Below are 26,931 nucleotides of genomic sequence, written 5' to 3'. Positions count from 1 at the left end.
GCGCCGGAGGTTATCTCCGGCGCCTTCGCGTATGCGACGTGCTGATGGCCGGACCAGCCGCGCTCAGCCCCACGGGTCATAGCGGTCAGCTTCCCAGTACGGCGAGATGCCGTAGTACTGGTGGATGCTGGTGGCCCACTGCGAGTCGGCCATGGTCGGCCAGTGGTCCTTGTCGAACCCCGGCGCGGCCTTGAGCCGGTCCCTCTCGACGCCGAGCACGAAGCACTTGCGCCGCGTGTCCAGCGTCAGCGCGGACCACGGCAGCGCGAACAGCTTTTCGCCGATGCCAAGGAAGCCGCCCATTGCCAGCACGGCATAGGCGACGCGGCCGCCGAGCACGTCGATCATGATGTGGTCGATGGTGCCGATGTCGTCGCCGGCCGGATCAACCACCTTGTTGCCCTCGAGCGTGTCGGCCGCCATCACGAACGGGCCGGGCCCCGGGGAATTGCGGTCGATGCCGCCTACGATCGAGGCGCCGTGCGGATGTTCGGCGCCGGGCGTTTCAGGTTGGACTGGATTCATGGATGCCTCCTTTTGGCTGCTGGGGTAGCGGATTGGAGCGAAATGCGAAGCGTGGCACGCTAGCGGCGTTCGCGCGTGTCGGCCGGCACCGGCGGCACCAGCGGATCGAAGTCGGCCCAGCGGCCATCGACCCACTGGCCGTCGGCGCGCTCGACATCCTTGGCGCCGCCCTGGCGCAACACGCTGGCGACCGTGTCCGCCGTGGCGGTGTCGGTGCTGGTCAGGTGCGCCGCCAGCACGACTCCGGCATTGCGCACCGCGGGCTGGCCGGTGCGCGGATTGCGCCCGGCATGACGTGCCAGCGCCAGCGCGCCCGCAAGCGAGCCCAGGTAGGCACCGAGACCGACCGCGAACACCAGCACCAGGATCGACAGCGGAGGCGTTGCCCCCAGCGCGGCCACCAGCGCCGCGCCCACCGCGGCGCCGACGGCAGCGCCGATCAGCACCCCGCTGATGGCACCCACGCCAGACTTGCGCGCGCCGGCGTCGGCGGCGTGGTCGCCGCCGATGGCATAGGCGGCATGCTGCCCGGGCGGGTTCACGTAGAACAGGTTCAGGTCCTGGTCGGCAAACCCCTGCGCGCGCAAGCGGCTCGCCGCGGTTTCGGCGGTGGAGAAGCTGTCGAAGCGGCCAGCGATGATGGCGGACATGGTGGCTCCTTTTCGTTCATCGATGTGTTCGGAACCGCGGCGGGGCTGGTGGCAGCCACGCCGCGGCGCTTGGACTCAAGGTGGACTAAAGGGGGCGGGCACGCTCCTCAGCGCTTGGCCGACTTGCCCGGCTTGGCGGACCTGGACGCCGTCCTGGCCCCGGCCTTACCCCCGGCCGCTGCGCCGGTCTTTGCGGCGGGCCTGGCTGTGCGCTTCGCAGCGGGCTTGGCAGCGGGCTTCGCAGCGGGCTTGGTAGCGGACTTGGTAGCGGACTTGGCAGCAGGCTTGGCCGTCGCGGCGCTGCCCATGGACTTGCCAGCGGTCCTGGTCGCCGCGGTACTGGTCGCTGTCTTCCCAGCGGTTTTCGCGGCCGGCTTGGCGGCTGGCCTGGCGCCCGCCTTCGCGCCCGTCTCCCTCGCGCCCATCTTCGCTGCAGGCTTGGCCGAGCGCCCCGGCTCCGCGGCTGCGCCCTTGCGCTGGCCGGCCGGCTTCGCGCCTACCGGCTGCTCCTGGCTGCCCTCTCTCAGCTTCCAGTCGACGTCGTCGCGCGCGGTCTGCATCTTCCTCTCGGCGTGCATGGCAGCGCTGGGCGAGATCGGATCGCTGGCCGGGAAGGTCATCTCCAGCGAATCGTCGACGGCGGCCTGGTAGGTCTTGGTTTCCTTGGCGCGTGGCCGGGTGCCCGCGGCCGGCTTGCCGGCTGCGCCCTTGCCCGCGGACGGGCCGCTGCTGCGGGTGGCCGGCGCGGTGCCGGCACGCGCCGATGGCGTGGCCCTGGTGGACTGCGCGGACCGCGTAGCGGTCGCGGACTTCGCCCGGGACGGCTTCTGTGCAACCTGCTCGGCCTGGGCGGACTTGCGGCTGGCGTTGGGCATGGTTGTTCCCTCCTTGGTTTAGGGTTGATTGATCCATGCAAGGGGCGGGCCAGAAGCTTGTCAGCAGCCCTGCATGCAGGCAGGCGCTGCAGCGCGGGTGTGAACGCTGTGCTACTGCGGGCGCGCGGCCGCCGCGCGATGGCGCCGCGGGCAAGTGGTACGCGTAGCGTTGGCGCCAGCCTGGTAAAAACTACATCGACCCCGGCAGCAGGTCCGCCGTCATGTCCGCCGCATATGGCGCGGGAAACGGACCGCGATGCAAACGCTGACCTTGTCGCTGTCGCAGCCATCGCTCTCCGCGCTCAGCACGGCGCCGTGCATTTCCACCATGCGCCGCGTCAGCAGCAGTGCGCTGCTTTGCCGGGACGGCGTCTCGCCGCCCTGCGGCGGACGGCGGCCGAAGAAGTCGGTCAGCGCCGTCAGCCGGCTGGCGCTGCGCTGCGAATCCAGCGGCGGGCTTTCGGTAATGCGCAGCTTGACGTAGTCGGGCTCGCTGAACAGGTGCACGCTGACCGCGCCGCCCGTCGGTGCGCGCCAGATGCAGTGCACCAGCAGGTGCCGCAGCAACGGCGCCAGCCGCATGGCATCCCCGTCGATGCGGTAGGTGGCGGCGTCCGCCGTGTCCGCAGCGGCGCCCGGCGCGGTCGATGGGGTGGCAGCCTCCGACCATATCGCGGAGCCGTCCGCGCTCAGCGGCGACAGCAGCACGCCGCGCGCCTCGGCCGCATGGCGCCGGTCGGCGATCGCCTGCAGCGCCAGCGTGCGCAGGTCCAGCTGCTGCCAGCGGGGCGGGGCCTCGTCGGCAAGCAGCCGCACCCCCTCTTCCATTTCCTCGATCAGCGCCAGCTGCTGCTGCATGCCCGAGCGGATGCCGTCGAGCGCGCGCTGCGCCGGCGCCGGGGTGGTATCGAAGGCGCGGTCAAGCACATAGGCCCAGCTCTGGATGGCGTTCAGCGACGAGCGCAGGTCATGCGCGGACTGCTCGATCAGCGTGCTGACCTCCTGCACGCTGCGCACCGGCTGGGCGCTGCCGCTGCCGGCCAGCTGCGCGTTCGACGCCTGCGGAGCAGGCGACCGCGCGGAATCTGGCTCAGGGGTGCCCGGCAAGCCGGACGGCGGAAATAACTGCGTCATGTGCTAGTCGGCCGCAGGGGGCAGTGGACATGGCAGGCCGGATCGGCCGGGGACGTTGCCCTGCTCGGAAGCAAGAAACGTGCTGCGCGCGCCCCGGCCGGCAACGCGCACGCCGCGCATGCCCGCCATCCCCGTAGTCCCAAGCACTGGTGCACGCCGTCATCCGGTTGCGGATGGGCCCGAGTCGTTGCGCGAGGCCCGCAGCCACTCTGGCAATTCGCCACGGGCGGCATAATCTTCCAGCCGGTTGTACAAAGTCTTCAGGCTGATGCCGAGGATCTCCGCCGCGTGCTTCTTGACCCCCGCGCACTGCTCGAGCGTGGCGAAGATCAACTGGCGGTCGGCGTCGGCCAGCGACATGCCCACCGGCACCGACACCACTGCCGCGCCCGGCGCCTGCGTGGCCGCGACCTGCAGCGGCACCTGGGCTTCGGTGATGAGGTCGTCGTCGGCCATGATGAAGGCGCGCTGCACGAAGTTGCGCAGCTCGCGCACGTTGCCGGGCCATGCATGCAGGCGCAGGCTGTCGAGCACATTGGGCGCGAAGCGGCGCTGCAGGCCCTGCTCGGCATTGAGCTGGTCCAGCATCATGTTGGCGATCTGGATCACGTCGTCGCCGCGCGCGCGCAGCGGCGGCAACTCCACCGGAAATACGTTGAGCCGGTGGAACAGGTCGGCGCGCAGCTTGCCGTCGGCGACCGCTTCCTCGGGGTTGCGGTTGGTGGCGGCCAGCACGCGCACGTCGGCATGGCATTCGCGGTTGGTGCCCACCCGCATGAAGGTGCCGGTCTCGAGCACCCGCAGCAGCTTGACCTGCAGCTCGGCGGGCATCTCGGTGATCTCGTCCAGGAACAGCGTGCCGCCGTCGGCGCGCTCGAAATAGCCCTTGTGCTGGCGGTCGGCGCCGGTAAAGCTGCCGCGCTCGTGGCCGAACATTTCGCTTTCGATCAGGGTGGGCGAGATCGCGCCGCAGTTGACCGCCAGGAACGGCTGGCGCCGGCGCGCCGACAGCTCGTGCACGGTCTGCGCGGCCAGTTCCTTGCCGGTGCCGCTTTCGCCGATCAGCAGCACGGTGGCCTCGGTGGGCGCCACGCGTGCAAGCTGGTCGTACACCGCCTGCATCACCTCGGAGCTGCCCATCAGGCGCCCGAAGCGGCCGTAGCGGCGCAATTCGCCACGCAGCGAATGGATCTCGGCGCGCAGCTCGCCGGTGGTGGCAAGGCGCTTGAGCACGGTCTGCAGGCGCGCGACGTTGATGGGCTTGACCAGGTAATCGGTGGCGCCGGCGCGCAGCGCTTCCACCGCGCTTTCCACGCTGGCGTAGCCGGTGGTCAGGATCACCTCGACGCCGGAGGCGCCGACCTCCTCGAACAGCTCCATGCCGTTGCCGTCGGGCAGGCGCAGGTCGGCAACGATGGCCTCCGGCATGCGCCAGCCGATCTGCAGCCGCGCTTCACGCAGCGTGCCGGCGGTGGCGGAGGTGAAGCCTTCCATGGCTACGATCTCGGCCAGGGCGGCGCATGCGTTTTCGTCGTCATCGACAATCAGGATGTGGGGCATACGATCCGTCAGTGAGACCTAATGGGAACTCAAGGCAAACCCCCGGGCGCCGCCTTCCGCAACCGCAACGCCGACCGGCATCTGGGTCAGCGGAAATCCGCCGGCGCGCCTCATGCGTGGCGCGTACGGCAGCCATGGCAGGCACAGGAGGGCACGGCCCTGATTGCGGATTCTGGTCCGCGGGGGCGGTTCCACACTGCGTAATGCCAGTCTAAGCCCGGGCAGGCACGGTCGTTGCCGGTGTCCGTCTGACACAGCTGTCGGAAGTTGCCGCGCAGGCGCGCGCCGCTATGGCAAGCCCCCACGCCAAAGGCTAGCATAGGAACTTCTCCCGGCAACCCGCCACCTGCAACCCTCGATCGGCCGATTTCGGGCCAGCGACCCCGTGCCAGTGACCGCCAGCACTTCGCGGCGCAGCAACGCCGCCTCTTCCAGCCACGCCGCCAGCCACGCTGCCGGCACCGCGCCCGCCAGCGAGCCGGCGCCGCGCCGCGCCGTGCCGTCGCAGGTGTCGCTGCTGTGGGAAAGCACCGCGCCCGCGATGCAGCGCCTGCTGGCGCAGATCGAGCGCGTGGCGCCCACGGATGTCACCATGCTGGCCGTCGGGGAAAGCGGCTCGGGCAAGGAAGTCGTGGCGCGCGCGGTGCATGAACGCAGCGCCCGCCGCAACGGCCCCTTCATTGCCGTCAACTGCGGCGCGATCCAGCCCACGCTGATCGAATCCGAACTGTTCGGCCATGAAAAGGGGGGCTTTACCGGCGCCATCGAGCAGAAGGCGGGCTACTTCGAGCAGGCCCAGGGCGGCACGCTGTTTCTCGACGAAGTCACCGAGATGCCGCTGGAGATGCAGATCAAGCTGCTGCGGGTGCTGGAGGGCCGCACCTTCCACCGCGTCGGCGGCGACACGCTGATCGCCACCGACGTGCGCATCCTCGCGGCCACCAACCGCGACCCGGTGGAAGCCGTGCGCGGCGGCCAGCTGCGCGAGGACCTGCTGTACCGGCTGGCGGTGTTCCCCTTGCATATCCCGCCGCTGCGCGAGCGGCCCGACGATATCGTGCCGCTGGCACGCCACTTCCTGGCCGAGTACAACGCCATGGAGCGCACCGACAAGAGCTTCTCGGCGGGTTCGCTGGACCGCCTGGTGCGCTACGACTGGCCCGGCAATGTGCGCGAGCTGAAGAACGCGGTCTACCGCGCCTTTATCCTCGCCGACAAGGTGGTGGAAATCGGCAATCCCAACCTCGCCACGCAGGCGCCGCGGCCGACCACCGTCGACGGCGTGGTCAACGTGCGCGTCGGCACCACGCTCGCCGACACCCAGCGCGAGATCATCATGGCGACGCTGGCGCGCTTCGACGGCGACAAGCGCCAGGCCGCGCGCGCCCTCGGCATCAGCCTCAAGACGCTCTACAACCGCCTCGACGCCTACCGCTCCTTGTGAGGCGGCGGGCCCGCGGGTCGTGCCGGCACCGGCTCGGCCAGGGCACGCGACAGGGTCTCGATCGACAGCGGCTTGGTCAGGTGCGCATCGAAGCCGGCCTGCCGGCTGCGGTGCTGGTCCTCGGCGGTGCCCCGCCCCGACAGCGCAAGGAACCGCACCGTGCGGCCGCGCAGGTCCTTTCGCAGCGCCTCCAGGACTTCATAGCCCGACATGTCAGGCATCTGCAGGTCCAGCAGCACGCAGTCGGGCCGGAACGCCACAGCCACGCCGACAGCCTGCTGGCCGCTGTGCACTGCCTGGGCCTCGTGGCCAAGCAGGGTCAGCAGTTCGGCCATGCTGTCGGCCGAGTCGGCATTGTCATCCACCACCAGCACGCGCCGGCGCGGCGCCTTGCCCGGCGCCAGCGTGGCGGGCAAGGCCGGACGCGCGCTGGCGCGCGGCAGGATCACGGTGAAGGTGCTGCCCTTGCCCGCGCCCGCGCTGTCGGCCTGGATCGCGCCGCCATGCGCTTCGAGGATGGCCTTGGCCAGCGCCAGGCCGATGCCCAGCCCGCTGCGGCTGCCGGCATCGCTCTCCTGCGTGAACAGGTTGAAGATCCGGTCCATCGCCGCGGGTTCCAGCCCGCGGCCGGTATCCGACACCGCGGTGATCACGCGCTCCGCCTCCACGCTGACATGCACGCTGACGGTCCCCCCGCGCGGCGTGTACTTGGCCGCATTGCTGAGCAGGTTCAGCAGCACCTGCCCGAGCCGCGCGGCATCGGCCCGCACAAAGGGCGAGACCTCCGGCAGCGCCACCACCAGTTGCTGGCCAGACGCTTCCAGCGTGGGACGGATCGCTTCCAGGCTGGTGGTGACCACGTCGTTGTAGGACGTCGGCGTCAGCTCCATCTTGAGCTTGCCGGCGGTCACGCGGCCCACGTCGAGCAGGTCGTTGACCAGCCGCTCCACCTGGTGCAGCTGGCGGTCGATGATCTCGGCGCAGCGGCGCACGCGCGGGCCGGTGTCGGGAGTCAGCACGATCACTTCGACGGCATTGCGCACCGGCGCCAGCGGGTTGCGCAGCTCATGGGCAAGGATGGCGAGGAAGGATTGCAGGCGGCGGTTGCCGGCATCGAGCATTTCCAGCCGCAGCGCATCGCTGAGGTCGCGCGCGGTCCACAGCAAGCCTTCGGGGCACCCGGCCGCGTCGCGCACCAGCACCATGCGCGTGGCGCAGCGTACCACCGAGCCGTCCTTGCGCGCCAGGCGTTCTTCGCCGGCCCAATGGCCGCAGGCCCGCGCCGCCTCCAGCGCGGCCTGGGGGCGGCCCGCGGCAGCATCCTGGCGGGTATAAAGCCAAGCCAGCGGCTGGCCCGCCGCCTCTTCGGCGGTGTGGCCGGCAAGCGCACGCGCGCCGGCGTTCCAGCTGCGGATGGTGCCGTCGAGCGAGAGTTCGCAGACCGCGGTGCAGGGCAGGTTGTCGGCCAACAGGCGCAGCTTGTCGGCGGCCAGGTGCGCATGGTCGGCGGCGGCCTGCTGCACCGTGGTATCGCGGCACGACACGATAAAGCCTGCACCCGATGCGCTGTCGGCTGAGGTGCCCGCAGCGCCCGGCACAGCGGCGGGCAGGCCGGCCGCGTCGATGCGCCGCAGCTCGCAGCTGGCGCGCAGCAGGCTGCCGTCGCGGCGCACGCGCCAGCCTTCGTCGCGCGCCTCGCCGGCCTGCGCGGCCGCATCGAGCCATTGCTGCGGCAGGCCGGCGGCAACATCCTCGGGACGGTGCAGCCGCGACAGATGGCTGCCCGCGATCTCCGCGGCACTGTAGCCGAACAGCCGGCGCGCCGGCTCGGGCCACGCCACGATCACGCCGCGCGCGTCGAGCTCGAACACCGCGCAGTCCTGTACCGCGTCGAGCAGGCGCCGATACCGTTGCACCTGCGCAGCATCGCCCTGCGGCGGCACGCCGTCGCAGGCTTCCAGGGAGGTCGAGCGAACTTCGCTTGCCGCGTGCAGCCCGGACATGAGGACCTTGGATAGAGGTTGGATCGAAGGGCGACCTGGCCGGCGCGGCACGCCGCCAGCGGCCCGGGCCGCCGCACAGGGCCAAATGCCCGCGAGTGCGGGCATCCCAGTCAATGATAGGCGCTCGCGGCCCATGCGCCACCCGATATGGTGGCGCAGTGCGCGCAGCAAGCGTTCTGGAGGAAGGCGTTTGGCGGCCGGCCGCACGCATGCCGTCTCGGGCAGCGCGCGGCGCGGGCGCGGGTGGGCGCTAGCGGCGGCGCAGCTGGACCATCGCCGCAACCGCGGCCGAGGCCCCGACCACCAGCGCGGTGGTCAGCATGGGGTAGCGCGCGGTGGTGGTGTACGGGCAGGAATGCAGCGCGGCGTGGGCGCCGGTGCGCTCCTGCAGGCCGCTGCCGCTGCCGTAGAGCGCGTTATCCTCGAGCGGGCCGGCCGGATGGCGGGTCTGCTGGGCGCGGCCCATGAAGCGGCGCATGAAGCGGTCGAAGGTGTGCGGCGCATGGTACGCGGCGGCCGAGAAGGCCTTTGCCGCGGCGCCGACGAACAGTTCGCGGCGCGGGTTTTCCGCCGCGAACAGGATCGCGTCGGCGGCCAGGGCCGGGTCATACAGCGGCGGCGGCAGGCGCGGCTCGACGTCGAGAAAGTTCTTGGCGTGCATCGCCAGCGGCGTTTCCAGGCCGGCGGGCTTGATCAGCGTCACGCTCACCGGCGCCTGCTCCTGCTCCAGCTCCAGCCGCAGCGAATCGGTGAAGCCCTTGATCGCATGCTGCGAGGCCGAGTAGGCGCTCTGCAGCGGCATCGGGCCGTCGGCGGCCTCGCTGCCCATGTTGATGATGGCGCCACCATGCTCTCGCAGGTGCGCCGCGGCCGCCAGCGAGCCGTGGACGGTGCCCCAGTAGTTGGTATCGAACAGCCGCCGCTGGTCTTCCAGCGGCACGTCGCAATGGCGCCCGAAGATGGTCACGCCGGCGTTGTTGATCCAGGTGTCGAAGCCGCCGAAGCGCTCGATCGCGGCATGCGCCACCTTGCCGATCTCATCGTGCCGGCCGACGTCAGCGACCACGGTGATCACTTCTGTGCCCTGCTCGCGCAACTCTTCCGCCAACTGGTGCAGCGACCCCTCGCTGCGCGCCACCAGCACAAGGCGTGCGCCCTGCTGCGCCGCCTTGCGCGCGGTGACCAGCCCAACGCCGCTGCTGGCGCCGGTCAGCACAATGACCTGCGAGCTGATTTTCTTTAAGGTGGGTTTCATCTGCCGCTTCCTCCAGTGGGGAGGCCCGGCCCGGCGCCGGGCGTATCGGTGGCAAGTCGCAAGGAGCGTTCCCGTCGCGAACCCGCCCTGACCGCGGCGGCGGGGCATGACGTCCACGGCAGATTTACAACGCCTGGTAAGAACCACATGGCGCCGGGGGCACATCGCGTCTGGCCTGCCGTGCCGTTGCGGCTGGTGCGGACGATGCGGTATGTAGGACGGGCGCCGATTTCAGCGCGGCCAGGTGCTGCCTAAGCTGGATGCATCCACGCAACCGGCGACCGCCATGGCCAAGACCACTTCGCAGGACTCGCGCGCGCCGCGCGCCGCTGGCAAGCGCGCGGCGAAGCCTGCCGCCAGGACGGGCAGCAAGCCCGCCAAGACGCCCGCGGCAAAGCCCGCGAAGCCGGCAACCCAGCGCGCCGCAAGCGCCCGCCCGGCGGCGCGCGGCTCGACACCGGCCACGGGCACGCCCGGGGCGCTCGAAAAATACCGCCGCATGCGCGACTTCGGCGCCACGCCCGAGCCCAGCGGCGCCGCCGCCCGCGCCGCGCCGCGCAAGCGCGCCGCGGCGTTGTCGTTCGTGATCCAGAAGCATGCGGCACGGCGGCTGCACTACGATTTCCGGCTGGAGCTGGGCGGCACGCTGAAGAGCTGGGCCGTGCCCAAGGGGCCGAGCCTGGACCCCGCCGACAAGCGCATGGCGGTCCATGTGGAAGACCATCCGATGGACTACGCCGGCTTCGAGGGCGTGATTCCCGCCGGGCACTATGGAGCCGGCACGGTGATCGTCTGGGACCGCGGCACCTGGGTCCCGGTGGGCGACCCCGAGGCAGGCTACCGCAGCGGCAAGCTCAAGTTCGAGTTGCGCGGCGAAAAGCTGCACGGGCACTGGACCCTGGTGCGCATGCACGGCAGCCGGCAGAAGGAGCAGGACGCGTGGCTGCTGATCAAGGAACGCGACGACGCCGCGGTGCCGGCGTCGGAGTTCGACGTGGTCGAGGCCCTGCCCGACAGCGTGCTGGGCGGCACGCAGCGCAAGCCCGCGGCCAAACGCGCCGGCGCCGCCAAGGCCGCCGCCGCGGCCGAAGCGGCTACACCGGCCACGCACGATGCCATTCGCGCGCTGAAGCCGCCGCCCGGCGCAACGCGCGCGGCCTTGCCGCTGGCGCTGGCGCCGCAACTGGCGACGCTGGTCGAAAAACCGCCGCCCGACGCCGCGGCCTGGCGCTACGAAATCAAGTTCGACGGCTACCGGCTGCTGGCGCGCGTCGACGGCAAGGACGTGCGGCTGTTCACGCGCCAGGGCCATGACTGGACCAGCAAGCTGCGCGCACTGGCGTGCGATGTCGGGGCGCTGGGCCTGCCCGACGGCTGGCTCGACGGCGAGATCGTGGTGCTCGGCAAGCATGGCGAGACTGACTTCCAGGCCTTGCAGAATGCGTTCGATACCGCGCGCGTCGAGGCGATCCAGTACTTTGCCTTCGACCTGCCCTACTTCGCCGGCCATGACCTGCGCAAGGTGCCGCTGGTCGAGCGCCGCGCGCTGCTGCGCCGGATCTTCGAGCACAACGCCTCGCCGCGCCTGCAGTTCAGCGAAGACTTTGAAGCCAGCGCGGGCGACATGCTGGACGCGGCGTGCCGCATGAAGCTGGAAGGCGTGATCGGCAAGCGCGTCGACTCCGGCTACGTCAGCGCGCGCAGCAATACCTGGATCAAGCTCAAATGCACCTTGCGCCAGGAGTTCGTGGTGGCGGGCTTCACCGATCCCAAGGGCAGCCGCAATGGCATCGGCTCGCTGCTGCTGGGCGTGCACGACAGCGGCGGGCGCCTGCGCTATGCGGGCAATGTCGGCACCGGCTTCGACACCCGCACGCTCGACGAGCTGCGCGCGCAACTCGATGCGCTGCGTGCCGATGCGTCGCCCTTCCACACGGTGCCGGCCGGCGTGCGCGGGCATTGGGTCAAGCCCAGGCTGGTGGCCGAGGTTTCGTTCGGCAGCTGGACCCGCGAAGGCCGGGTGCGCCATGCTGTGTTCCATGGCCTGCGCACCGACAAGCCCGCCGCCGCGGTCTCGGTGGAGCAGCCGGCGGCGCCCGCCGGCAAAGGCAAGGCGGCAGCCACGACGCGGGACAAGCCAGCAAGCAGGCCGGCGCCCGGCTCAAAGGCGGGCGCGGCAAAGCGCCAGACCGCGGTGGGCGGCAAGGTCTCGATCAGCAACGCCGAGCGCGTGATCGATGCCGAGTCGGGCCTGACCAAGGGCGAACTGGTGCGCTACTACGAACGCGCCGCGCCGCTGATGCTGCCGCATTTGCGCGGGCGCCCGATCGCGATGGTGCGCGCGCCATCGGGCGTGGGCGGCGAGCAGTTCTTCCAGCGCCACAGCGACACGCTGCGCGTGGACGGGCTCAACGTGCTGGACCCCGGCCTGTGGCCGGGACACCCCGCATTGCTTGAAATCGCCTCGGCCGAGGCGCTGGTCGCGGCCGCGCAGCTCAACGTGGTCGAGTTCCATACCTGGAACGCGAGCAAGCGCAGCATCGACCGGCCTAACCGCATCATCTTCGACCTCGACCCCGGCGAGGGCGTGCCGTGGACCCAGGTGCAGGAAGCGGCCGCGCTGGTGAAGGCGCTGCTGGACGAACTGGGGCTGGCCAGCTTCCTCAAGACCAGCGGCGGCAAGGGCCTGCACGTGGTGGTGCCGGTGACGCCGCGCGCGGGCTGGGACGAGCTGAAGGATTTCGCGCGTGACGTGGTACTGCATGTGGCCGCGACACTGCCGCAGCGCTTTGTCGCCAAGAGCGGCGCGCGCAACCGGGTCGGCAAGATTTTCATCGATTACCTGCGCAACGGCATGGGCGCCACCACGGTGGCGGCGTTCTCGGCGCGCGCGCGGCCCGGGCTGGGCGTATCGATTCCGGTGGCGTGGGAAGAACTGGACACATTGACCAGCGCCGCGCAGTGGACCGTCGCCAACGTCGAAGCCCGGCTGGACGCGCTGGAGGCGGCTGACCCGTGGGCCGACTACGCTGGTACCCGGCAGGCCATCACGCGCGCCGCGGCACGGCTGGCGCGGGCCGGATAGTCCGGCTGGCCCCTGCCCCGGCGGGCTGTCGTGGCCATGGCCGGCGGCACATTTCTTGCCCCTTGGTGGCGAGCGCGTCCCGGCGCTATCCACGTAGCGAACCGCGCAGCACGCACGCCGGGGCGGCAACACCCTACGGAGACAGACCATGCCCCCACTCAAGATTGTCGCGAACCTGCGCGCCGCCGGCACCACCGGGGCGGCCCCGCACAACCGCCGCGGCCTGCGCCGCCTGCTGGTGTCCTGCGCCATGCTTTCCTGCGCAGCAGCACCGGTGCAAGCCAAGCTGCCCCCGCCCACGCCTGAGCAGCAGCAGGCCGCCGAAGCCAAAAAGGCCAAAGAAGCCGAAACCGCCAAGCAGCAAGCCGACGCGCTGGCCGTGGTGCAGGACCGCATCGCCGCGCGCTTTGGCAAGGGCACCGACTACAAGGGCTGGACCGAGCCGGGCAAGATCCCGCAGAAGGCCGCCGAAGCGCCGCGCTCCGCCGGCCCGCAAGGCGGCACCTCGCCCAGCGCCGAGGCCCACAGCGGCGAGGCGGCGCGCCGCTAGCCTCGCACGCCGCCGGTCCGGCGTGCCCTGCCCGCTGTCCGCGACGTTGCCCAGCCGGCACGCGTCTTGCCACTGCGAAGCGGGACGGCCCGCGTAAAACACCGCGGCCATGCGGATCAACAAGGGGGACGGCGATGATCTGGGGGATGGGGGATTGCAGGATTTTCAAAGGCAGTGCAGGCCACCGTGGTAAGTCTTACACGCGGCTGGCGCGGACCAGCGCGCTTTTACACGGCGCGGCGACCCGGCACTGCCCGTCAGTGCGGGTGAGCGCCCGCGTCCCCCGCAAGGTGCAGTCATGAAGCCGCAAGCCAACCGCACCCCGTTGATCCTGAATGTCGAGGATCGCGAAGGACCGCGCTACGTCAAGAGCCGCATACTCCATCGCGGCGGCTTTTCCGTGATCGAGGCCGTCACCGGCCACTCGGCGTTGTCGCTGGTGCGCCAGCACGCGCCGTCACTGGTGCTGCTGTCGGCAAAGCTGCCCGATATCAGCGGCCTGGAAGTGTGCCGGCTGCTGAAGGAGGACCCGCAGACGGCGCGCACGCTGGTGCTGCTGACCTCGCCCGGGCTGGCCCAGTCGCGACAGCGGGTGGAGGCGTTGAATTGCGGCGCCGATGGCTACCTGGTGGAACCCGCCGAACCCGAGGAGCTGCTGTCCAGCATCCAGGCGCTGCTGCGCCTGCGCGGTGCCGAGGACGCCTACCACCGCACGTCGCGGGCCCTCCACGAGCATGAGGACATGTTCCGGCAGCTCGCCGAATCGCTGGCCGACGTGGTGTGGATCCTGGATCCGGCGACCCGGCGGCTGCTGTTTGCCAGTTCGTCGCTGGCGACGGTGTGCGGACACTCCGCCGAGCAACTGATGGAGGACCCGCGCCTGTGCCTGGAGCGCGTGACCCCGGCCGACCGCGCGCGCGTGGAAGCCGCCGTGCAGAATATGCTGCGCGACGGCAGCATGGACATCGAGTTCGGGCTGACCTTGCCCAGCGGCGAGCCGCGTGAAGTGCGCGCGCGTGCCTTTCCCGTGCGCAGCCATGGCAGCGCCGAGGGCACCGACCGCGCGCAGGCTGCCGCGGGCAGTCCGCCGCTGCGCATTGCGGGGATCTGCCAGGACGTGACGCTGCAGAACCGCGCCGGGCGCGCGCTGCACGACGAGGAACGGCGCAAGGACCAGTTCCTGGCGATGCTGGCGCATGAACTGCGCAACCCGCTGGCGCCGCTGCGCAGCGCCGCGGACCTGCTGCAGCAGCTCGCGCCCACGCGCGAGGACATGTTCCGCGCGCGCGATATCATCGGCCGGCAAGTCCACCACCTGACCCGCCTGGTCGACGAGTTGCTCGATATCTCGCGCTTCAACCAGGGCCGCATCACGCTGCGGCAAGACCTGGTGGAGCTGCGCACCGCGCTCAATACCGCCGTGGAAGCGGTGCGCCCTGTGCTCGATGGCTACCGCCACACGCTGCGGCTGTCGCTGCCCGAGCAGCCGCTGCCGGTGCGCGGCGACCTGGTGCGCCTGACGCAGATCTTCAGCAACCTGCTGCAGAACGCGGCCGCCTACACCCCCGCCGGCGGCGTGATTTCGGTCGAAGCCGGCTTCGACGACAGCGCGCCGGAAACCATTCCGGATGCCGTCTCGGGCGGACAGGTCACGGTGCGCGTGCGCGACAACGGCACCGGCCTGTCGGAAGCCCTGCAGCGGCAACTGTTCGATCCGCTTGCCCCGTCGGACCCGGCCGCCCCGGCTGCCCGCACTGGGGAGAGCGACGTCGGCGCGCAAGCCCGGAGCAGTGCCTTCCCGCATGACGGGCCGGGCATCGGCCTGACGCTGGTGCAGAAGCTGGTGCAGCTGCACGGCGGCACCATCCGCGCCTTCAGCGCCGGCCCCGGCCAGGGCAGCACCTTCACCGTGACGTTGCCGGTCGAGCCGTGGCAGAACTGGCATCCCGGTTCAGGCAAGGCCGGGCCGCGGCGCAGCGTGCCGCGCCGCATCCTGGTGGTGGACGACAACGTCGACGCGCTCGAGGCCATGACGATGGCGCTGCAGGCCATGGGACATACCGTGGTGACCGCGCCCGACGGCCCCAGCGCGCTGGCGCGCGCCATCGATGCGCGCCCGGACCTGGTGCTGCTGGATCTCGGCATGCCGGCCATGGACGGTTTTGAAACCGTGCGCCGGCTGCGCGCGTTGCCCGAACTGCGCGGCGCCAGACTGGTCGCGCTGACCGGATTCGGCCAGCCCGAGGACCGCCGCCGCGCACTGGCCGCGGGATTCGACCAGCACCTGGTCAAGCCGGCCGACCTGGACGCGCTGACGCGGCTGTTGGATGAGCTGGACCAGCAGCAGGCCTAGCGCCCTGCCTGCGCCGGCCGAAGCCTTCACCCAAGCATTCAACAAGGAGCTATCCGTGCATACCACGCCCGATCCCGACATCCCTCCCCGCGAGCCCGAAGTCCCGCCGCCGGAGCCGCCGCCGGGCCCGCCCCAACCCGTGGAAGACCCGCCTCCGGGCGACATGCCGCCACCGCCGCCACAACGCGCCGGCGCGCGTGGCAAAGGAGCGATCAAGTGTCTCGCATCATCTGGAAAGGCGCCATTGCCTTCGGCCTCGTCAACATCCCCGTCGTCCTGCGCCCCGCGTCGCGCAGCCAGTCGCTTGACCTGGACCTGCTAGACGTGCGCGACATGGCCCCGGTGGGCTACCAGCGCATCAACAAGAGCACCGGCAAGCCGGTCGACAAGGAGCATATCGTCAAGGGCTACCAGTACGCCAAGGACGAGTACGTGCTGCTCAACGAGGAGGATTTCCGCCGGGCCAATGTCGAGGCCACGCAGACCGTGGACATCGTGAGCTTTGTCGATGCCGAGAGCATTCCGCCGTACTACTTCGACACTCCGTACTACCTCGAGCCCGACAAGCGCGGCGAACGCGGCTATGCGCTGCTGCACGAAACCATGCGCCGCACCGGCAAGGCCGCGCTGGCGCTGGTGGTGCTGCGCGCGCGCCAGCACCTGGCGGCGATGCTGGTACACGACGATGCGCTGGTGCTGAACACCATGCGCTTCGCCGACGAGGTGCTGCCGATCGCCGAGCTGCGCCTGCCCAAGGCGGCCAGCGGCAAGCCTACCGGCGCGCACGCGCGCGAGCTCGAGATGGCCACCAAGCTGGTCGACGACATGACCGAAGACTGGGCCCCGGAGCAATATCGCGACACCTACCGCGACGACCTGATGGCGCGCATCGAGGAAAAGATCGAATCCGGCAAGACCCACCAGCTGACCCCGCCCGCGGAAGAGGAAGAAGCGCCGCGCCAGGGCGCCAAGGTCATCGACATGGTGGCGCTGCTGCGCCAGAGCCTGGGCAAGCGCGGCAAGGACAAGCAAGAGGACGAGAGCGAAGCCGAAGCAGAACCCGCCCCCCGCAAGGCCCCTGCGCGGCACGCCGCGGCGCGCAAGCAGCCGGCCGCAAAGCGCGCCAGCGCGACACCGGCCAAGCGCGCCGGCAGCACCGGCGCAAAGACTTCCGGCACCAAACGCGCGCCCGCCAGGCGCGAGTCGCATGCCCCCGCCGCGCGCAAGAGCGCCGGCACGACGGGCAAGAAGCGCGCGGCCTGACGCGGTGCGTGGCGACACTGCAGCAAGAAAAAATCCCGCCTGGGTACTCCCTCTCCCGCCTGCGGGAGAGGGCGGGGGTGAGGGCGGGCGGCTCAACGAAGTGAAACCCGTCAAAGATGTCAGCGTCTGCCCTCACCGCCGTGAGAACTCTCCCCTCACGTCCTAACACCGTTCAGATCAGGTTCAATTCCTACCGTCATTCCCGCGAAAGCGGGAACCCAGCGTCGTTGAAAGTCACTGGATCCCCGCTTTCGCTGGGACGACAGTCACTCATCTGAACGGCATTACCGCTCCCCCTCATCGCGCGGACACCTTCAGATTGTCCGTCACCGACTTCACGCCCTCGACGCTGCGAATCGTCTTCAGCGCGATGTCGCGCTGCTGCTCGGTCGGCACCGTGCCGCTGACTTCCACCGCGCCCTGCTGCGTCTTCACGTGAATGCCGGTGGACTTGAGGTCCTTGGTGCCGAGCAGCCGGGTCTTGATCTTCGTGGTGATGGCGCTGTCCTCGATGCTTTGCCTGGCCTCGCCGACCCCGGTCACCGCGCTGGTGTCCGGGTCGGGCCGGCCGGGCATGCCCGGCGCCGAGTTGACCGGCGCCACCGGCGCATTGTCCGTCGCAGCGAATATCAGTCCGCTCTTGTCGAGTGCCAGCGCGCTACCGGCGGCCGCTGCCAGTGCCGCCGCCAGCCAGGCCCTGCGCAGAGCGCGCGCGGTGGTTAGGGAAAATTGCATGGCGTCCTCCTTGATGGCCCGGCGGGCACCGCTGCCGGGCTGGCAGCCAGCGCCACGGGTAAGGCATTTTTCAGCAAGCTCCATACCCGCCCTGGCCGCCCTTGCCAAGGCCGCCGCACCGAGCCGGCCGCTGTGTAAAACGGGCCACGCGTTGTAAAAGCGCCGCGGCGCGCGCGTGGCGCTTTGCGCGCATCGCGCCGGCCCAGGCGGCGTGGCGGCGCTGTCGTGCTTGGCATGGCGATTGCGAAGCAAGGTCTGCGGCAGTTCGCCGCGTCAAGGAGCTAGCAATGGGACAGCAGCAACAGCCGGGTCAATCGCAGTCGGGCCAATCGCAATCGGGCCAGAAGCAGCAGGAACAATCGCAAACTGGCCAACGCGGCAGCCAGCAGCAACCGGGACAACAAGGCGGCGGGCAAATGGGTGACAAGGACCGCATGCAGGACCAACAGCAGCAGCAAGACCGCGGCAGCTCGCAGCCTGGCCAGCAAAGCGGCCAGCGCAGCGGCCAGCAAGGCGGCCAGGGTGGTCAGCAGGGTGGACAAGGCGGACAAGGCGGACAACGCCAGCAGTAACACCCAGCCGCGACAACAAGGCAGCTATCCGGGTATGTGCGTGAGCAACATGCGGTGCTGACGCAGGGGCATACGCCGGAGATTGGCAGGCCGGAACCCTGAACGGGGCTCCGGCCCTTTTTACGGGTGGGGTGCCGCGGCGCGTTGCGCGCGCAGGTCGCATCCCGTGTATGCTGGCCCTGACCCCATCCTTTTCGTTCCAGGCAGTTCCCGCCTTGTCCAGCGTCACTGACCCCGCCCCGGGCAGCGCCACGCCGCAGCGCCGCGGCCCGCTGCATCAGCTCTCCGCAAGACTGCGGGAGCAGGCCGGTGCGCACGTGCGCGCGCTGACCCGCAGCAACTCCGGCCTGCGCCTGGACTATGACAATCCGCCCGGCGACCCTGGCCTGTTCGGCCCGGAAGCGGTCTGCTGGCGTGTGCATGCGGATTTCCCGGCGATGCTGGCCGGCGGCGTCAGCGCACTGCTGCTGCAGACCCTGCATCCGCTGGCATTGGCGGGAGTATGGGACCACTCCAGTTTCCGCACCGACATGCAGGGGCGCCTGGGCCGCACCGCGCAGTTCATCGCGGGCACCACCTATGGCAGCCGCGCCGACGCGATGGCGCTGATCGAACGCGTGCGGCGCATCCATACCGGCGTGTCCGGCGTGGCGCCTGACGGACGACCCTACGCGGCATCGGACCCCGCGCTGCTGACCTGGGTGCACGTGGCCGAGGTATCTAGCTTCCTGGCGGGCTACCTGCGCTATGTGGGCCCCCTCGGCGCCGCCGAGCAGGACCGCTATTACGCCGAGGTGGCCCGCATCGCGGAGTTGCTCGGCGCGGCCGAGGTGCCGCGCTCGCGCGCCGAAGTTGACGCCTATCTCGAATCCATGCGGCCCGCGCTGCTGGCCAGCGAGCGCACCCGCGAAGTGGTGCGGCTGGTCAGGAAGATGCCGGTGGCCAATCCCTTGCTGCAGCCGGCGGTCAGCATCATGGCCGACGCGGGCATCGCGCTGCTGCCGCCATGGGCGCGCCGCCAGCTCGACCTGGACGGATCTTCGATCCGCCGCTCCGCGGCGCTGGCCGGCATGCACGTGCTGGCGCCGGCACTGCGCTGGGCGCTTGGCGCCGGCCTGGCGGCTCGGGCCCGGCGGCGCGTAGCGCGCGGCACGGACGCTCAGACGGGTTGAGGGATTCAGGCCGGACAGCCGCGCGAACGGCGTGCGCTGCAGCCGATTAGGCCGATCAGGGCCGATCAGCGAACGCTTCCGGCGAGCAAAGCGGAAATAGCACCAGATTTCCCCCCATTTCAGGGAATCGGGCGTCGGTGAAGTGGCGTTAAATGTGGCTCGGCATTCCGAACGGCCGGTCAGGTTATTCGACCGCCCGGCCACTGCGCCGCAGAGCGCGATCCAAACGACGCGGGCAAAAAAGAAGCCCACGCGCGGGGTGCTCGTAGGCTTTCCAGGACTGCTCGAGCCAAACAGCTCTTGTTACGAATATAAACGCGCTTACATGAGGTGTAAATCCCGCTTCTATCAGGGGATTCCCCTAGCGCGAAACGCGCACCTTTGCGCTTTTCTGGCATTTTTGCCCCTGAAATCATTTTCAGGACACTTCTTGCAAAGGCTGGCAAATTCCCGCCAGCCCAATGTCCGCCTGGCCTTCCCGGCCAGGGGCGCGTGTTCCCACGCACCGTCGGGGCGCAACTTCCTACATGAATTTAGAGTACGAAGCAATCAAATTAATAGAGCATTGCCTCTAGATCACGAGCTGCCTGCCGTCCGTCAACGCTTGTAAAACTTTGTTACTCTCACCCCTGAAGTATTCCCCTTCTCTTCTGGCAGCGCCAACCGCCGGCCATTGCACGACATCGCGGTACCCGCACGCAGGGCCGGGTCTCGACGCAATCCAGGCGGCCAGTCCGGTCGCCGTTACCGAGAGCGGATGTTTCCCCCGCCGCCCAGGCCGTGCCGCACCCCAAGCCGCCGGCCAACGGACCGTTATCAGCCGCCAGAACCCTTGCGGGCTCTTCCGGAGTCGTTGTGAAGAAGAAGGAAATCCGGCCCAGGCAAGCCAGCCGACGGCAACTGCAGTCCCAGCAATTCGCCGCGTACCGCATTACCCAGTCCCCGGTGATCGTGCACCTGTCCAACGGCGCCCGGCTGCACGGGCTGGTGCTGGCCGCCGACGATTTCGTGCTGCTGCTCGGCCGCGGGCCCGACGACATCCAGCCTACCGTGGTCTACAAGCGCGCCATCTGCCTGGTCACGCCGGCCGATGCGCCGGAGGTGATCGGGGTCGCGCCGGAAACGGTGGCCGCGCCCGATTTCGTGCCGCTTTTTATCCCGCGCACCCGCAAGCGCCGCTAGGCCGGCGACCGGACCGGCACCCGTCCAGACCTCACCGCCCGTCGCCGTACGGCGCGTCCCCCGCCCCGCCGCCACCCCGCGAAACTATCGCGGAGATCACTCTAAACCTTTGCCTTGCCCGGTCGATAACCCAAGCAACGGAGGCACTCTACGCCCTGCAAAGCAGGCCGCCAACGTTACGGCACTAGCCGGAATGCCCAAAACTTTGCAAATAGGAGTCGTACCATGGCGCAAGTCATTAACACCAATTCGTTGTCTCTGATGACTCAGAACAACCTGAATGCTTCGCAATCGTCGCTGAACACGGCGATCCAGCGCCTGTCGTCGGGCCTGCGCATCAACAGCGCCAAGGACGACGCCGCCGGCCAGGCGATTGCGAACCGCTTCACCGCCAACATCCGCGGCCTGACCCAAGCCCAGCGCAACGCCAACGACGGCATCTCGCTGGCGCAGACCACCGAAGGCGCGCTGACCGAAGTCAACAACAACCTGCAGCGTATCCGTGAACTGGCCGTGCAAGCCTCGACGGGTTCGAACTCGACGTCCGACCTGAAGTCGATCCAGGACGAAATCAACCAGCGCCTGGCCGAAATCGATCGCACCTCGCAGCAAACCGACTTCAACGGCGTGAAGGTGCTGGCTGGCAGCACCAAGCTGTCGGTTCAAGTTGGCGCGAACGACGGTGAGACCATCTCCATCGACCTGAAGCAGATCGATAAGACCACGCTGGGCCTGAGCGGTTTCTCGGTGGCCAAGAACTCGCTGGACGTTGGTCCGAAGATCACCACGATCAACGCTGCCGCTGGCACCGGTTCGTACAACGTCAGCTTTGCTGCCGGCGACATCACCAAGATCAACGCCGCAACCGGCAAGACGTTCGCAGCAGCGGACCTCGAGCTGCACGAAGTCAAGACGGCTGGCGGCGCTAACTCCGGCCAGTTCGTCGTGAAGGCAGGCGACGACTACTTCGCCGCTTCGGTTGACCGCACCACCGGCGCCGTGAAGCTCAACGAAGCTGATGTCGCATTCGACGACACCGCCAATGGCATCGCCGGCCCCGTCACGCTGCAAGACCAGGTGGTGCGCGTTGCCAACAATGCCGCAGGCGTAGCCACCGGCTACGTCACCGTGCAGGGCAAGAGCTTCATCGCTGCCGGCACCCTGGCTGACGGCGGTGCAGCCGGCACCCTCAACATCGCCGTCGGCACGATCTCCCTGAGCGGCGCCACGCCCACGCCCGAGTTCAGCGGCGTCCCGACCGGCAACGCGCTGAAGAAGATCGATGCCGCACTGAAGCAAGTCGACGATCTGCGCAGCTCGCTGGGTGCAGTCCAGAACCGCTTTGACTCCGTCATCTCGAACCTGGGCACCACCGTGACCAACCTGTCCTCGTCGCGCTCGCGCATCCAGGACGCTGACTACGCAACGGAAGTGTCGAACATGACCCGCGCGAACATCCTGCAACAGGCTGGTACCTCGGTCCTGGCGCAAGCCAACCAGACCACCCAAGGCGTGCTGTCGCTGCTGCGTTAATCGCGTCGGCGAAACGCGCAGAAAGGCTGGGCCGCGAGGCCCGGCCTTTTTGCCCGAGGAGCATTTCGCAGGCAGCCCGACTGCCTGCAAAGTGTTTCTCCTGGAACTGAACCTAGCCAAACCGGACGGAGTATTCGATGGCGCCTCCCCCGACAGTGAACCCCTTTGCCGTGCGGATGCCGGCAGAAGGCTTGGCCGGCGCGATGCCTTCTGGCGGCGCAACTACTATGGCCACCGGGGCTGCGCAGCGACAGGACCGGGTCTTGGCCAGCGACCACACCGAAGCGGTCCATGGATCGGAAACCAGCGCCGCCCTCGGCGAGTTGGTCGACGCGCTCAAAACCACCACCATCGGCCTGCGTTTCGAGATCGATGAAGCCACGCACCGCGTCATCACCAAGGTGATCGACAAGGAAACCGGCGACCTGATCCGGCAGATGCCCACCGAAGAGGTACTGCGCATCGCCCGCGCCATCGACAAGCTGCAGGGGTTATTCATCAACCAGGCCGCTTGAGCCCTGATCATCAGTTGAAGACGAGACAATAATATGGCAACGATCTCTTCCATCGGCATCGGTTCAAACCTGGACCTGAGCACCCTGCTGGAGCAACTGCAGAAGGCGGAGCAGGCACCGCTTGACGCCATCAACGCGCAGGCCAAGAGCTACCAGACCAAGTTGTCGGCATACAGCCAGGTCCAGAGCGTGCTGGATGCCTATCAGGGCGCGGCGAAGAAGCTGTCTGATGCGGCTACCTTCGGCGCCGTCAAGGCCAGTGTCGGCACGACGGACGTGATGACTGTCAGCACCGCGGCCAATGCCGTACCGGGCAGCTACAGCATCACGGTCAACACGCTTGCCACGGCGCAATCGCTGGTGAGCAGCAACGTTGCTGACCAGAAGGCCGTGATTGGCGGCGGCGAGCTCGTGTTCGACTTTGGCGAAGCGCTCGCCACCGGTGGCGCGGCCACCAGCACCAAGAAAGTCACCATCCCCGCGGACTCGTCCCTCGAAGGCATGCGGGATGCCATCAACAAGGCGGGCATCGGCGTGACCGCCAGCATCGTCAATGACGGCAGCGCCACCCCCTATCGCCTGGTGCTGACGTCGGACAAGACCGGAACCCAAGCCACCATGCGCGTTTCGTCTGCCGACGCTGCGCTGAACAACGTGGTTGCATTCGATCCGGCGGCGGCGCCCGCAGCGAACAAGATGGAACAGAAGGTGCCGCCGGCCAACGCGACGCTGAAGATCAACGGCATCGACGTAGTCAGCCAGAGCAATTCAGTGGTCGACGCAGCGCAGGGTGTGACCATGAACCTTGTCAAGCCGGGCACCACATCGCTGACGGTGACCCGCGACAACGACGCCATCAAGGCCGCGGTCCAGGCCTTTGTCACGGCCTACAACAATATTCAGAGCTCCGCGAAATCCCTGACGGCATTCGATGTCAAGGCCGGCACGTCGGCGGCGCTGACCGGCGACGGCACGCTGCGCTCGATCCAGTCCAGCCTGCGCTCGATGCTGGGCGGTGCCATGGACGACGGCAACGGTGGCACGATCACGCTGATCGACGTCGGCATCACGTTCGACAAGGACGGCACCATGAAGCTGGACGACGCCAAGCTGACCAAGGCGATGAACGACAACCTGGGGCGCGTCACGTCGCTGTTCTCCAGCACCACCGGCGACGGCGGCATCGGCAAGCGCGCCACCACCTATATCGAAGGCCTTAGCAAGACCGACGGCGCGCTGAAGGTGGCGCAGGACGGCATCACCAAGACGCTGGAGGACCTGGAGGACGACTATGACCGCGTCCAGGACCGCGTCACCGCCACCATCGACCGCTACAAGGCCCAGTTCACGCAGCTGGACCTGGTGGTGGCGCAGATGAACCGCACCAGCAGCTACCTGACGCAGCAGTTCAACGCGCTCAACAACAGCACCAAGAAGTAACCAGCCGCATCCCACCGCCACGAGGAACCCAGCCATGTTCGCCCGCGCATCCGCCAACGCCTACGCCCAGGTCGGCGTCCAGACCGGTGCCATGAGCGCCAGCCCGCACAGGCTGATCGCCATGCTGTACGACGGCGCCCGCGCCGCGATCGCGCGGGCCAGGTTCCACCTGGAAGGCGGCAACGTCGCCGAGCGCGGCAATGCCATCTCCAAGGCCATCGACATCATCGACAACGGCCTGCGCGCCGTGCTCGACCACGACGCCGGCGGCGAGATCTCGGCCAACCTCGAAGCGCTGTACGAATACATGGTGCGCCGGCTGATGCTGGCCAACCTGCGCAGCGACGCAGCGCTGCTGACCGAGGTCGACGCGCTGCTGGAAAGCCTGGCCTCGGCGTGGGCGCAGATCGATGACGCGGCCGCCGGGGCCGAGCGGCAACCCGCCTTACAGGACAACTGACATGGCCTTCCCTCCAGTGTTTTCGCCGATCGTGGCCTGCTACGAGGAAATCCTCGCCCTGTCCGCGCGCATGCACGAGGCGGCGCAGGGCGCCGACTGGGACACGGTCACCACCCTGCAGCAAGCCTACCTGGCCCAGGTGGAGCGCCTGCGCCAGCTCGACCACGACGCCCCCTTCTCCGATGCCGAGCGCATGCGGCGCTACCAGCTGCTGGACCGCATCCTGACCTACGACGCCCGCATCCGCGACCTGGCGCTGCCGCAGCTCAAGCGGCTCGGCGACATGCTGACCAGCTCGCGCCGGCAGTTCGAGCTGAGCGCCGCCTATGGCGCGACGGCGGGCGCCACGACCGGCGCCACCACCTGAGGCGGCCTGAAGGCCGCTCCCATCTCCCACCGGCTGGCCGCACCCGCCGCCGTCCCTGATCCATGCAACCCGTATGACCGGCATCCACCTGCCGCCAGGCCTGGCCCCCGGTCAGGCCCCCGACCCGCAGGCCCTGCGCACCGCCATCGCCGTCGACCAGGTCGCGGCGCTGCAGCCGGTGGCCGAGGCGACCGAGTCGAACGTCCAGAACGCCACCGGCCAGGCCATCCGCCACAGCGCGCTGGCAAGCGGCCCCAATGCCATGGCAGGCCAGGGCGCATTGCTGCCGGGCGCGTCGACGCAGGAATCGCTGAGTGCGGCGGCGCGGGCCATCCTGGCCGTGATGGACGGTGCCGAAGCCCAGCCGGTGCGCAGCAATGCCTCGTTGCTGCCGGCGGCGCCCACGGCAACGTCGGCGCAGGCCACCGCCGCGGCGCTGGCCAATGCGGTCGGCCAGAGCGGCCTGTTCTATGAATCGCACCTGGCGCAGTGGGTGGCCGGCGCGCGCGGGCTGGCGAGCCTGCGGCAGGAGCCGCAGGCGCAGGTTCCGGTGCCGGGCCGGCCCGTGGTCCCGGCCGGTGCCAGCCAGCGCGCCGCTGCCGCGCCGCCGTCGCTGCAGCTGGCCTATGCCGGCAGCGGCGCAGGGGCGGAACCGGCGCGGCCGTCCATGCCGCCGCTGTTGCCGGCCTCGCAGGTGCTGGCCGAAGCGCTGGCCTCGGCCGGCAATCCGCGCGTGGCCCACAGCCATGCGGCGGCCGAGCAGGCGCTGCGGCAAGGCACCGCTACCACGGCGGCCTACAGCCGCGGTGCCGCCGCCGAACCGGCCGCGCAGCGCCCTTCGGCGGCATCGCTGGCGACGCAGGCCTACCAATCGACAGCCGAAGCTGGCGCGCGCCTGGCCGCGCTCGACAGCCTGGCCAGCCAACCGGCGCGCGCATCGGATGGCGGTACGCCATCCGCTCCGGCGGATGCCGGCCGGCAAGCGCCGGCCGCCGGCCCGGCCATCCATCCCGCCACCGAAGGCGTGGTCCGCCAGCAGCTGGAGTTGCTCGCCACGCAGCAGTTTCGCTTTGCCGGCGAAGCCTGGCCCGGCGTGCCGATGGAATGGGAACTGCTGCGCGCGGAGGCCGACGCCGCCGCCCACGGCGAAGCCGCGCGGCCGTGGTCGAGCCGCCTGCGGCTGCAGTTGCCCAACCTGGGCGTGGTCGAAGCGGTACTCACCCTCGGCCCTGGCGGTCTCGACGCCCGCGTAGCCACGCCCGAAACCGACGTGGCGGCGCGCTTCATCGCGGCGCGGCCGCAGCTGCGCAGCCAGCTCGAGGCGCATGGCATTGCCGTGCAGCGCCTGAGCGTGCAGACGCAGGACAGCCTGGCGCAAGGCGGAACGCAATGAGCGACGCAGCACACGAACGCGGGGCAGCAATCGCGCTGTCGTACCAGCACAGCGACAAGGCGCCGCGCGTGGTCGCCAAGGGCTATGGCGTGGTCGCCGAAGCCATCATCGCCCGCGCGCGCGAGGCCAACGTCTACGTCCACGACTCGCCGACGCTGGTGAACCTGCTGATGCAGGTCGACCTCGACAGCCACGTGCCGCCGCAGCTCTATGTGGCGGTGGCCGAACTGCTGGCATGGATCTATCGCTTGGAATCCGGACTGGATCCCGACGCGCCGGGTCCGGCCTGAGCGCCGGCCCGACGGAAAAAGCCCCCGGCCGCTTGCGCGCCCCGGGGGCTGTCTGTTCCAGCCAAGGCATTCGCCTTACACCGGCATATTCATCATCTCCTGATAAGCCGCCACCAGCCGGTTGCGCACCTGCACCCCGGTCTGGAACGACACATTGGCCTTCTGCAGGTCGATCATCACGTCGTTGAGCGCCACGCCGGGCTTGCCCAGCTCGAACGCCTCGGCCTGGCCGTAGGCGCGCTCCTGCGCAGCGTTGATGCGGCCGAGCGAGCGCTGCAGCTCGCCGGCGAAGCCGCCGCCGACCGGCGCCGCGGCCTGCCCGGCTGGGTTGCCGGAGGCAACCTGGGACATCCCGCGCAGTTGCTGCAGCATGCCCTCGATGGAAGAGATAGTGGTCATGGGTCGTGATCGGCCGGATGTCCGGCCCGGTTGGTCGTAGGGCGCGCCGTTGGCGCCGGTTGGCCGGTTCCCGGCCTGCCACAGGCCCGCGCCGGGCGGATCCGCAGCCAGTTTCAGCCCTCGCAGCGTACCCGCCGCCTCCCTCGCCCGATGGACCGAAATCGGCCGGAAAACCC

At 69.4% G+C, this 26,931-nt stretch carries 24 protein-coding genes; 14 read left to right on the top strand and 10 right to left on the bottom strand.

Features of this window, described 5'->3' with window-relative positions:
• Positions 1-63: 63 nt before the first annotated feature.
• From FHX60_RS20620 to FHX60_RS20600, 5 genes are all read right to left on the bottom strand, one after another.
• Positions 64-525 (bottom strand): PRC-barrel domain-containing protein, encoded by a 462-nt coding sequence (locus tag FHX60_RS20620; RefSeq protein WP_112775788.1) that lies wholly within the window; start codon positions 523-525, stop codon positions 64-66.
• Between the two features lie 59 nt (positions 526-584).
• Positions 585-1,175, bottom strand: a complete 591-nt coding sequence (locus tag FHX60_RS20615; RefSeq protein WP_092314489.1) for a DUF6861 domain-containing protein — start codon at positions 1,173-1,175, stop codon at positions 585-587.
• Between the two features lie 107 nt (positions 1,176-1,282).
• Positions 1,283-2,050 (bottom strand): hypothetical protein, encoded by a 768-nt coding sequence (locus FHX60_RS20610; RefSeq protein ID WP_183284448.1) that lies wholly within the window; start codon positions 2,048-2,050, stop codon positions 1,283-1,285.
• 219 nt (positions 2,051-2,269) lie between these two features.
• Positions 2,270-3,184 carry a sensor histidine kinase gene (locus FHX60_RS20605; RefSeq protein WP_183284447.1) on the bottom strand — a complete coding sequence of 305 codons (915 nt, stop codon included), beginning with the start codon at positions 3,182-3,184 and terminating at the stop codon, positions 2,270-2,272.
• Positions 3,185-3,343: 159 nt separating this feature from the next.
• Positions 3,344-4,744, bottom strand: a complete 1,401-nt coding sequence (locus FHX60_RS20600) for a sigma-54-dependent transcriptional regulator (RefSeq protein ID WP_092314495.1) — start codon at positions 4,742-4,744, stop codon at positions 3,344-3,346.
• Positions 4,745-5,129: 385 nt separating this feature from the next.
• Between FHX60_RS20600 and FHX60_RS20595 the strand changes: the two genes are divergently transcribed.
• Positions 5,130-6,188, top strand: coding sequence for a sigma-54 interaction domain-containing protein (locus FHX60_RS20595; RefSeq protein ID WP_092314497.1), 1,059 nt, complete (start codon positions 5,130-5,132; stop codon positions 6,186-6,188).
• Here FHX60_RS20595 and FHX60_RS20590 read toward each other — a convergent pair.
• The gene (locus FHX60_RS20590; protein WP_183284446.1) at positions 6,173-8,191 is read right to left on the bottom strand and encodes a hybrid sensor histidine kinase/response regulator; all 2,019 of its coding nucleotides are present in this window, start codon (positions 8,189-8,191) and stop codon (positions 6,173-6,175) included. The two genes, FHX60_RS20595 and FHX60_RS20590, sit on opposite strands and share 16 nt — an antisense overlap.
• Before the next feature lie 250 nt (positions 8,192-8,441).
• Complete coding sequence (locus FHX60_RS20585; RefSeq protein WP_092314501.1) at positions 8,442-9,446, bottom strand: SDR family oxidoreductase; 1,005 nt, start codon at positions 9,444-9,446, stop codon at positions 8,442-8,444.
• Between the two features lie 286 nt (positions 9,447-9,732).
• On the opposite strand from FHX60_RS20585, the gene ligD reads away from it, so the two are divergent.
• From ligD to ku, 4 genes are all read left to right on the top strand, one after another.
• Complete coding sequence (ligD, locus tag FHX60_RS20580; RefSeq protein ID WP_183284445.1) at positions 9,733-12,531, top strand: DNA ligase D; 2,799 nt, start codon at positions 9,733-9,735, stop codon at positions 12,529-12,531.
• A gap of 148 nt (positions 12,532-12,679) precedes the next feature.
• Positions 12,680-13,081 carry a hypothetical protein gene (locus tag FHX60_RS20575; RefSeq protein ID WP_092314505.1) on the top strand — a complete coding sequence of 134 codons (402 nt, stop codon included), beginning with the start codon at positions 12,680-12,682 and terminating at the stop codon, positions 13,079-13,081.
• Positions 13,082-13,379: 298 nt separating this feature from the next.
• Positions 13,380-15,434, top strand: a complete 2,055-nt coding sequence (locus FHX60_RS20570; RefSeq protein ID WP_183284444.1) for a hybrid sensor histidine kinase/response regulator — start codon at positions 13,380-13,382, stop codon at positions 15,432-15,434.
• Positions 15,435-15,650: 216 nt separating this feature from the next.
• The gene (gene ku, locus FHX60_RS20565) at positions 15,651-16,697 is read left to right on the top strand and encodes a non-homologous end joining protein Ku (RefSeq protein ID WP_183284443.1); all 1,047 of its coding nucleotides are present in this window, start codon (positions 15,651-15,653) and stop codon (positions 16,695-16,697) included.
• Positions 16,698-16,994: 297 nt separating this feature from the next.
• On the opposite strand, the gene FHX60_RS20560 is transcribed toward ku, so the two are convergent.
• Together FHX60_RS20560 and FHX60_RS20555 are read right to left on the bottom strand one after the other, a co-directional pair.
• Positions 16,995-17,432 carry a BON domain-containing protein gene (locus FHX60_RS20560; RefSeq protein ID WP_183284442.1) on the bottom strand — a complete coding sequence of 146 codons (438 nt, stop codon included), beginning with the start codon at positions 17,430-17,432 and terminating at the stop codon, positions 16,995-16,997.
• 281 nt (positions 17,433-17,713) lie between these two features.
• Complete coding sequence (locus tag FHX60_RS20555) at positions 17,714-17,974, bottom strand: hypothetical protein (RefSeq protein WP_181487021.1); 261 nt, start codon at positions 17,972-17,974, stop codon at positions 17,714-17,716.
• Between the two features lie 245 nt (positions 17,975-18,219).
• Here FHX60_RS20555 and FHX60_RS20550 point away from each other — a divergent pair, with 245 nt between their 5' ends.
• From FHX60_RS20550 to FHX60_RS20510, 9 genes are all read left to right on the top strand, one after another.
• Entirely contained in the window at positions 18,220-19,176 is a 957-nt protein-coding gene (locus FHX60_RS20550; protein WP_183284441.1) for an oxygenase MpaB family protein, read from the top strand.
• A gap of 855 nt (positions 19,177-20,031) precedes the next feature.
• Positions 20,032-20,358, top strand: a complete 327-nt coding sequence (locus tag FHX60_RS20545) for an RNA chaperone Hfq (protein WP_112775780.1) — start codon at positions 20,032-20,034, stop codon at positions 20,356-20,358.
• A 225-nt stretch (positions 20,359-20,583) separates the two neighbouring features.
• The gene (locus FHX60_RS20540; protein ID WP_183284440.1) at positions 20,584-21,891 is read left to right on the top strand and encodes a FliC/FljB family flagellin; all 1,308 of its coding nucleotides are present in this window, start codon (positions 20,584-20,586) and stop codon (positions 21,889-21,891) included.
• A 137-nt stretch (positions 21,892-22,028) separates the two neighbouring features.
• A complete protein-coding gene (locus FHX60_RS20535; RefSeq protein ID WP_183284439.1) occupies positions 22,029-22,406 on the top strand; it encodes a flagellar protein FlaG in 378 nt (125 codons plus the stop codon).
• Positions 22,407-22,439: 33 nt separating this feature from the next.
• Entirely contained in the window at positions 22,440-23,846 is a 1,407-nt protein-coding gene (gene fliD / locus FHX60_RS20530) for a flagellar filament capping protein FliD (RefSeq protein WP_183284438.1), read from the top strand.
• A gap of 34 nt (positions 23,847-23,880) precedes the next feature.
• Positions 23,881-24,306, top strand: coding sequence for a flagellar export chaperone FliS (fliS, locus tag FHX60_RS20525; RefSeq protein ID WP_183284437.1), 426 nt, complete (start codon positions 23,881-23,883; stop codon positions 24,304-24,306).
• Between the two features lies 1 nt (position 24,307).
• A complete protein-coding gene (locus tag FHX60_RS20520; protein WP_112775776.1) occupies positions 24,308-24,673 on the top strand; it encodes a flagellar protein FliT in 366 nt (121 codons plus the stop codon).
• A 73-nt stretch (positions 24,674-24,746) separates the two neighbouring features.
• A complete protein-coding gene (gene fliK, locus FHX60_RS20515) occupies positions 24,747-26,066 on the top strand; it encodes a flagellar hook-length control protein FliK (RefSeq protein WP_183284436.1) in 1,320 nt (439 codons plus the stop codon).
• Positions 26,063-26,356, top strand: a complete 294-nt coding sequence (locus tag FHX60_RS20510; protein ID WP_116602117.1) for an EscU/YscU/HrcU family type III secretion system export apparatus switch protein — start codon at positions 26,063-26,065, stop codon at positions 26,354-26,356. Before fliK ends, FHX60_RS20510 begins: the two co-directional genes overlap by 4 nt.
• A 75-nt stretch (positions 26,357-26,431) precedes the next feature.
• On the opposite strand, the gene fliE is transcribed toward FHX60_RS20510, so the two are convergent.
• A complete protein-coding gene (fliE, locus tag FHX60_RS20505) occupies positions 26,432-26,755 on the bottom strand; it encodes a flagellar hook-basal body complex protein FliE (RefSeq protein WP_092314531.1) in 324 nt (107 codons plus the stop codon).
• Between the last annotated feature and the right edge of the window lie 176 nt (positions 26,756-26,931).

This window comes from Cupriavidus alkaliphilus (genome assembly GCF_014191175.1).
GTDB classification, from domain to species: Bacteria; Pseudomonadota; Gammaproteobacteria; order Burkholderiales; family Burkholderiaceae; genus Cupriavidus; species Cupriavidus alkaliphilus.
This window is presented reverse-complemented; position numbering and strand designations above follow the sequence as displayed.